At 39.0% G+C, this 1,432-nt stretch carries 1 protein-coding gene; it reads left to right on the top strand.

Going from position 1 to position 1,432, the window contains the following annotated elements:
• Positions 1-83 precede the first annotated feature (83 nt).
• On the top strand, positions 84-1,307 hold the full coding sequence (locus M3182_RS25495) for an IS110 family RNA-guided transposase (protein WP_251560626.1): 1,224 nt from the start codon (positions 84-86) through the stop codon (positions 1,305-1,307).
• Positions 1,308-1,432: the final 125 nt, after the last annotated feature.

Here is a 1,432-nt window from a genome sequence, read left to right as displayed (position 1 = left end):
GAAGCACACATGGTAGATTAATCCCATTCTGGTTGCTGCACCAGCCTCCAATTATATTCAGAGCCGTAGGAAGGATGTTTTCAATGGATGTAGTCATTGAAAGAGCATGCGGTATGGATGTTCATAAAGACAATATTACTGCATGTATTATGACACCAGAAGGAAAGGAGATTCAAACTTTTTCAACTAAAACTGTATTTCTAATACAGTTGGTTGACTGGATTAAAGAGCATAATTGTACCCATGTTGCCATGGAAAGTACGAGTGTATACTGGAAACCTATTGTTAATTTACTAGAGGCTGAGGATATTGAGTTTTTAGTTGTGAATGCTCAACATATGAAGGCAGTTCCAGGACGCAAAACAGATGTCAAGGATGCAGAATGGATTGCCAAACTTCTTCGTCATGGGTTACTCAAAGCTAGTTATATCCCAGATCGAAATCAACGGGAACTTCGTGAATTGGTTCGCTATCGTCGGAGTATCATTGAAGAGCGTGCCAGACAACATAACCGAATCCAAAAGGTGTTAGAAGGTGCGAACATTAAATTAGGGTCTGTTGTGTCAGATGTAATGGGCGTTTCAGCTAGAGATATGCTTAATGCAATCGCCGAAGGTGAAGATGATCCTGAAAAACTAGCAAACTTTGCTCGACGTACAATGAAAAAGAAGAAAGAAGAACTTGCGCTCGCTTTAAAAGGATATATTAATTCGCATCAACGTCTCATGTTGAAAACCATTTTAAAACACATTGATTTTTTGACTGAGCAAATTGAGATGCTGGATCAAGAAGTGGCACAAAGAGTAAGCACCTATCAAGAAGATATTGAACGACTAGATTCTATTCCTGGCATCGCTACAAGAATGGCTGAGCAAATTCTATCTGAAATCGGAACTGATATTAAGAAACAGTTTCCAAGTGCAGCCCATATGTGTTCCTGGGCAGGATTGGTTCCTGGACATAACGAAAGCGCTGGAAAAAGGAAATCATCTAAAACCAAAAAAGGAAATAAGTATTTGAGGTCAGCATTAACAGAAGCAGCTCATTCTGTAAGAGGATCTAAAAACTATCTCGGTGCACTGTATCGACGTACAGCATCTCGAAAAGGTAAGAAACGAGCAGGAATTGTCGTCGCTCATGCCATGTTACGAATCTCCTATTATCTCTTAACTCGGAAAGAAATGTATGTAGACTTAGGCGAAGATTACTTTGATAAACAAAGACAACAATCAATTGTTCGGCATTCTCTACGAAGACTTGAAAGTTTAGGATACACTGTTTCATTACAGGAACCTGAAGCATCTTAATCCAGTAGATCTACCTCAATAAAACCAACGAATCAGGCGCTCCTCTCTTAAAAAAAACGAATGAGCTGCGTTTTCTTTAGTATTGCCTTTTTTCCAAGTTACGGAAGTTTATTTTCATGGTAGTT

This window comes from Mesobacillus maritimus, from assembly GCF_023715205.1.
GTDB lineage: Bacteria > Bacillota > Bacilli > Bacillales > Cytobacillaceae > Mesobacillus_B > Mesobacillus_B maritimus_C.
The sequence above is the reverse complement of the archived record's forward strand: the minus strand, read 5'-3'. Positions and strand labels throughout refer to the sequence as shown.

Coding starts and splice junctions, on each gene's coding strand:
- M3182_RS25495 (WP_251560626.1), top strand. CDS start 84: ATGGATGTAGTCATTGAAAGAGCATGCGGTATGGATGTTCATAAAGAC.